The sequence below is a fragment of the Pseudomonas sp. 34 E 7 genome (assembly GCF_900005715.1).
GTDB lineage: Bacteria > Pseudomonadota > Gammaproteobacteria > Pseudomonadales > Pseudomonadaceae > Aquipseudomonas > Aquipseudomonas orientalis_A.
The window spans coordinates 4,735-10,870 of record NZ_CVTX01000182.1 but is presented as its reverse complement, the minus strand read 5'-3'; the positions used below and the strand labels follow the sequence as shown (position 1 = coordinate 10,870).

Genomic DNA, 6,136 nt, shown 5'->3' with positions numbered 1-6,136 from the left:
GCGTTTTGCTTACTTTTGCGCTTTTCAAAAGTGAGCCGCCGTCAGGGCGGAACCCTAAGCAGCCGTTACCGCAGAAACGGATATGTACTCGGTCTGATCCAACATCCTGGTCGGCTCTGAGGCCGCCATCGGGGGCAAGCCCCCTCCCACATTTGGACCGGGATCGACACAAAATCCTGGTGGATCCAGAGGCCGCCATCGGGGGCAAGCCTCCTCCCACATTGGACCGGGATCGACACAAAGCCGTGTAGATACCTATGCCCTAGAAGCTATAACGCGCAGTCAACTTCACATTACGCGGATCGCCGTAGATGTCATACGGACTGTAAGCGCCATCGGCCACACTGCTGTAGTAAACCCGGTCAAACAGATTGTTCAGATTGACCTGCAGATCCAACTGCTCGCTGGCCTTGTACCCCGCCACCAGGCCGACCACAGTGTAAGAGCCCTGCTGGTTTTTCCAGGCCGTGGCACCCGCCCCTCCCGCGGTGCGGATGCGACTCTGCTGGTACACATCGCCACCAACACGCCAGCGCTGCAGCTCACCGGGCAGGCTGTAAATAGTCGACAGCTTGAACAATTGACGCGGTTTCTCGCGGTCGAAATCCTCGCCTTCGCGGGCGGCGTTGGCGTCGCTCACGTAGCGGGTCTGGGTGTAAGTGTAGCCGGCCGCCAATTGCCAGTTATCGGTCAGGGCGCCCTCGATTTCCAGGTCGACGCCACGGCTGCGCACCAGCCCGGCTGCCTCATAGCAGGCACTGGCCGGGCCTGAGCCGCAGCCTTTGACGTCCGGCAGCTCCTGGGCGCGATTCTTCTGGTCAATCTGGAACACCGCCATGCTCGCATTCAAGGCGCCGTCAAAGTATTCGCCCTTGATCCCTACTTCGTAGTTCTCGCCCACGATGGGGATAATCACGCTCCTGTCGACACCCTTGCCGCTCTGCGGCTTGAAGATGTCGGTGTAGCTGACATACACCGAGTGATTGGCGTCCAGGTCGTAGACCAGCCCGGCATAACGGGTCAGGTTACGCGTGACTTTGTAGTCGCTTTCACGGTTCGCACTGTCTTCGAATTCATACCAGTCGACGCGACCGCCAAGAATCAACGACAGTGGATCGGTCAGGCGCAACCGGGTACTGGCATAGACACTGTCTTGCGTGGTGGTCTCGGGAAGGCCGTTACCGCCTCTGATGTAATCGGGCTTGGTATGCCCGTTTGGATTCCACGTGAAGGGGTTGATGCCGGCGTCGACGTATGCGCTCCAGGCCTTGCCCGAACGATAGTCCAGCTTGCGCTTGCTGACCCCCAGCGTCAGGTCATGCTGCTGGCCGAGGAGCTGGAAGGGGCCGCTGAGCGCCAGGTCGTAGCCGGTTTCCTTCTGCTCCATGGCTTCGTTCCAGAGGTAATGCCGATCGTACTCCCAGACCGAAGAGGCCAGCACATCGGCGTCGGTCTTGGACTGCATGGCGGCCGCACGCAGTGTCCAGTCGTTGGGCAAGCCTTGCTCCAGGGTGGCGAAATAACCGGTGGTGCGATTGTCGGAATATTCCCAGTCATGCCCCAGGAAGGTGTCACGCGGCAGCCCCAGATGGCCGCCACCACGGGCCATGGGCAAGCCGCCCCAGATGTAGTTGGTGTGGGTTTTCTGTCTGTAGCCGCCGAGCGTGAGGGTGGTGTTTTCACTGAGGTCGGCGTCGACCACACCGTAGAACAGGTCGTTATCACTCTCGACCGAGTCGCGGAAACTTTTGGCGTCTTGCCGTGAGACCACCGTACGCGCACGCAGGGTGCCGCTGTCATTGAGCGGGCCACCGACATCCAGCGTACCACTGTAGTCATCCCAACTGCCGGCGCTGCCGGTGAGCGTGCCCTGGAATTGCCGGGTCGGGCGCTTGCGCACCAGGTTGATGGCACCCGCCGGGCTGCCGGCGCCCTGGGTGAGCCCGGCAGCGCCGCGCACGATTTCCACCCGGTCGTACATGGCCAGGTTGGCCTCGCCGCTGGGCAGATAGGTCAGGAAGCTGGTGGGGAAACCGTCATACATGATGTTGTCGACGTCGAAGCCACGTGCGCTGAACGTGGGTCGCCCGACGCCACCGGAGTTATTCAGGAAAAGCCCCGGCGCACTTTTGACCACGTCACTGATGCTGGTCATGGCCTTGTCGTCCATGCGCTTGCGCGTCACCACACTGACCGACTGCGGCGTTTCGCGCAGGCTCAAGGGCAACTTGGTGGCCGTCTGCATCGCGCCGGTGGTGTAGGAACCGCTGTTCTCGGTGGTTGACGCCAGGCCTTGTCCGGTGATGCTGGTTGCGCCCAGCTCCAGGGTTGCACCGGCGACCTGCGGGCTCAGCAAATACAGGCCATTGCCCTGTGCTGTGGCTTGCAGGCCTGTGCCCTGCAGCAGTTGCTGCAGGCCGCCGTCCACGCTGGTGGCGCCATTCAGGCCCGGGCTGCGCAGCCCCTCCACCACGCCCGGCTCGATGGGCAGGGTGATCCCCGCCTGGCTGGCGAAGGCTGCAAGCGCTCGGCTCAGGTTCCCGGCCGGCACCTGGTAGGTACGACTCTGCCGCGCGCCGGGCTCGGCGGCGTGCGACGATGCGGCGCACAGGCTCCCGCCCGCAATCATCAGTCCCAGCGCGGCCGCGTGTACTGTCCGTGCCAATGGTTGCATGCCTTGCGTCGTCGCCATGTGTTCGTCCCCGCCCTATGGAAGTGATGTTGTTATGAGGGGGACACGCAGCCCGACGAAAACACGACAACCTTTTTAAGCATTCATGCGCGCGGTGACAGTCACCCAATACGGCGTGCGGTAGTGGATGCTCACCGGCAGCGTCTGGCTGAGGGCGTGGAGAATCTGGTCGGTTTCACGCAACTGGAAAGCGCCGGAGATCAGCAGCCCCGCCACTGCCGGGTCGCAACGCAGCAGACCGGGGCGATAGCGGTCCAGTTCATTGATGAAGTCATCAAGGCGCATCTTGTCTGCGCGAAGCACACCGTTCAGCCAGTCGAGTCGATCCGCCTCGAGCGCTGTAGGCGCCTGCGCAGATTGATTGTCGACGTAGGTCTGCCGGCCGGCGGCGATTGGCACCATTTCGGCATCCCCCCGTGACAGCCGTGGGCGCACCTCGGCAGCGCCCTGCAGCGCGGCCAGGTAAGTCATGTGCGGGTACTGACGCACCACAAAACGGCTGCCCAAAAGGGCGAGTTGCGCCTGCGCGGTCTCGACGATGAACGGCCGCACTGCGCTCGTGTGGGGCACCTCGACGAGCATCTCGCCCGCGATCAGGCGCACGCGACGCACGCTGTCTTCATAGGCGATATCGACGGCGCTGCCGGTGTTCAGGCGGATCTGTGCGCCATCCGGCAGGTCCAGGGTGCGCTGCTGCCCGGTGGCGCTGCGTTCATCCGCCTGCCACTCACGCCACGGCAGGTTCCGGTACGCCGCGAGGCCCAGGGGAGCGACGGCGATCAGCAATGCAAGGTTCTTGAGCACCTGCCGCCGCTCCAGGCCTTGCGGGCGCTCCAGTGCGCTGCGCCCGGCAGCGCCGACAAGTTGCCGGGCTCGGTCACTGAAACGCTCGGCCAGTTGCCAGGCGCGTTCATGGTCAGCATGTTGTGCTCGCCACTCGGCTGCGGCGGCGTGCTCGTTGGCACAGGCGTCGCTGCTCTGCAAGCGCACGAACCAGCCTGCCGCTTCACGGGCAATGCGCCGGTCGATGGGCGCGTTAGTCATGCCGCGCTCTGGCTGGCCAACACAATGCACTCCTCGAAGGCCCGCACGAGATAGCGTTGCACCGAACGCACGCTGAGATTGAGCCGGCTGGCGATCTCTTCCTGGGTATACCCCTCCAACTGCGCCATCAGGAATGCCTGCCGGGTTTTGGCCGGCAATGCGCCAAGTACCTGGTCGATCTCGTCGAGGGCTTCCAGCACCAGCGCCTGATTTTCCAGCGACGGCACCTGTTCCTGCGGCGCTTGCGCCAACGCGGCCAGATAGGCCTTCTCAAGTGAGCGACGGCGATAGAGGTTGAGGGTCAGGCGATTGGCGACGGTGGCCAGGTAGGCGCGCGGCGATGTGAAATTCAGCGGTTCGCCAAGCCCGTTGCTGAGCAGGCGCAGGAACGTGTCCTGCGCCAGGTCCGCCGCATCGGCCGCATTGCCCAGGCGATGGCGAAGCCAGCCCTGCAGCCAGCCGTGATGGTGGCTGTAAAGCTGGTCGATGGACGGATGAGGGTTAGCCGAAGGAATAGACTGCACGGGATAGGACAAATGTTAATGAGAATTTGTCGCATTCTATCAGGTAAGGTAAAGATTCGTACAAGTAAAAAGGCTGTGGGAAGGGGCGGAGGTTCTGGCGGATGATTGGGTGTAAAGCGTCTGAATAATCCGGCTATGGCTTTTTCCGCAACCGCTCAAGCACCTCGTCACAGGCCGTCGTCCACGCTTGCTGCGCCCCTTTGTCACGAAGCACATCGAGCCCGGCTGCCGTAAAGGTGCCGGGAGTAGCGATGGCATCGCCCATGCTCGCCATACTGACCAAGGGTTGATGACTGGCGCTGGCCAGGCAGTCCTGCATGTTGCCCATTACCAATTGGCGGGCCTGCGCCTGGGTCAGCCCCTTGTCGGTGAACCACTGCTGAAGGCCATTGAGAAAGAAATAGAACCAGCCATTCATGCATGCCGCTACGGTGGCCAACTCGAAGGCGTCTTCCTGATCCATCACAATCAGCGAGCCGAGGGTGCCCAACAACGCCTCGTGGACGTGACCCGCCGGTGTGACTACCACGGTCGAATGGTTGATCTGGGCGGCATAGGACAACATCGCCCGCACTGGCTGCGCCTGTGGGAAACAGCGCGCCAGGTCTTTGAGTGTCATGCCGGCTACCAGGGAAACCAGAGGTTGCCCCGGTTTGAGTTGAATATCCCTGCACAGCCCTTCTACTGCATCGGGGCGCACACCGAGCAACAGCAGGTCGGCCCCATCGACAACCTCTTGATTGTCGGCCATGACCTCGCACGCCCAAACCTTGCCCAACTGCTCGGCGCGCGCCTGATTGCGGGGCGACAACAGCACCCGCCCGGTAAAACCGCCACGCCGCAGGCCGACCACCACTTTCTCAGTCAATTCGCCGACGCCCAAGACTCCAATGCTCAGCAAGGTGTTTCCTCCGTTCGAAGCCAGTGAAATATGTTCTGCATCTTAACCCCATGCAGTAAGGCGACCCCACAGGTGCGGACATTGGAGGCGTCTCTGTATGATGGGCAATCTCGGCGCCATCCTCATGATTAGAACAAACAGAGCACGCAAAAATTGAAGGATCTTTTACAGGAGAACCGGTTAAAAAAAGTAGCGCTCCTGGCGTTCGTATGTTCACTGTTTGGTGCCTGGATACTTTATATGTTGTGGGCCGCGCGCATTGGCATGCGAACGGTTCTGATGGCATCCATTCCGGAATGGACCACTTATATAACAGCCGGACTTGTCATAGGGCTGATCTTTGCAGCAAAGGCGTTCTACGCTCGGCCCGCTCAACGGAAGCCAACACAGGCCGTAGACCCTTTTTTCGGCGGATTCTGCTTGGGTCTTGCGTGCTCCATCAATATTTACGCTGTCTGCGTCTACCTATTGCCCGGGGACATCATCCACTACGAATCGGCGTATGAAATCACCTACCCAGGGCCCTCCGCTGGAAAATTCAGCCGTTGCGAGGCTGGCTTGCGCATCAAGGACATAAACACCGGACGCTGGATTGAACTCTGTACAAATCAATCGGATTTGGACAAACAACGGCAGCGCGGCATGAATGCCGTATGGGTGACTGCTCAGGCAAACAAAGTGGGTTCTTATATTATTGGCTATCAGTTTATTTTTAAATGAATCCCTATACGCATGAGAATCTACACGACTTCGGTATGACACCGACACGTGGCGCGGGAGCTAGCTGCCGTCGTCTCCCAGGCGACAGCTATCCAACTGACACGCCTCGGTCAATGTGGGAGGGGGCTTGCCCCCGATGGCGGCCTCTGGGCCGACCAGGTTGTTGGATCAGATCGAGTACATATCCGTTTCTGCGGTAACGGCTGCTTAGGGTTCCGCCCTGACGGCGGCTCACTTTTGAAAAGCGCAAAAGTA

General features: G+C 61.0%; 5 protein-coding genes. 1 reads left to right on the top strand and 4 read right to left on the bottom strand.

The genetic code is table 11. The features are described 5' to 3' along the window. Window positions 1-262: 262 nt before the first annotated feature. The 4 genes from BFP96_RS24705 to BFP96_RS24690 all read right to left on the bottom strand — a co-directional run bounded on the left by BFP96_RS24705 (window position 263) and on the right by BFP96_RS24690 (window position 5,161). Window positions 263-2,692, bottom strand: coding sequence for a TonB-dependent siderophore receptor (locus tag BFP96_RS24705; protein ID WP_083216681.1), 2,430 nt, complete (start codon window positions 2,690-2,692; stop codon window positions 263-265). A gap of 75 nt (window positions 2,693-2,767) precedes the next feature. Beyond that, complete coding sequence (locus BFP96_RS24700) at window positions 2,768-3,736, bottom strand: FecR domain-containing protein (RefSeq protein WP_065937191.1); 969 nt, start codon at window positions 3,734-3,736, stop codon at window positions 2,768-2,770. Continuing rightward, entirely contained in the window at window positions 3,733-4,260 is a 528-nt protein-coding gene (locus tag BFP96_RS24695; protein WP_065896854.1) for a sigma-70 family RNA polymerase sigma factor, read from the bottom strand. Before BFP96_RS24695 ends, BFP96_RS24700 begins: the two co-directional genes overlap by 4 nt. A 133-nt stretch (window positions 4,261-4,393) precedes the next feature. Continuing rightward, the gene (locus BFP96_RS24690) at window positions 4,394-5,161 is read right to left on the bottom strand and encodes a pyrroline-5-carboxylate reductase dimerization domain-containing protein (protein WP_065896853.1); all 768 of its coding nucleotides are present in this window, start codon (window positions 5,159-5,161) and stop codon (window positions 4,394-4,396) included. Window positions 5,162-5,314: 153 nt separating this feature from the next. Here BFP96_RS24690 and BFP96_RS24685 point away from each other — a divergent pair, with 153 nt between their 5' ends. Next, entirely contained in the window at window positions 5,315-5,881 is a 567-nt protein-coding gene (locus tag BFP96_RS24685) for a hypothetical protein (RefSeq protein WP_065896852.1), read from the top strand. Window positions 5,882-6,136: the final 255 nt, after the last annotated feature.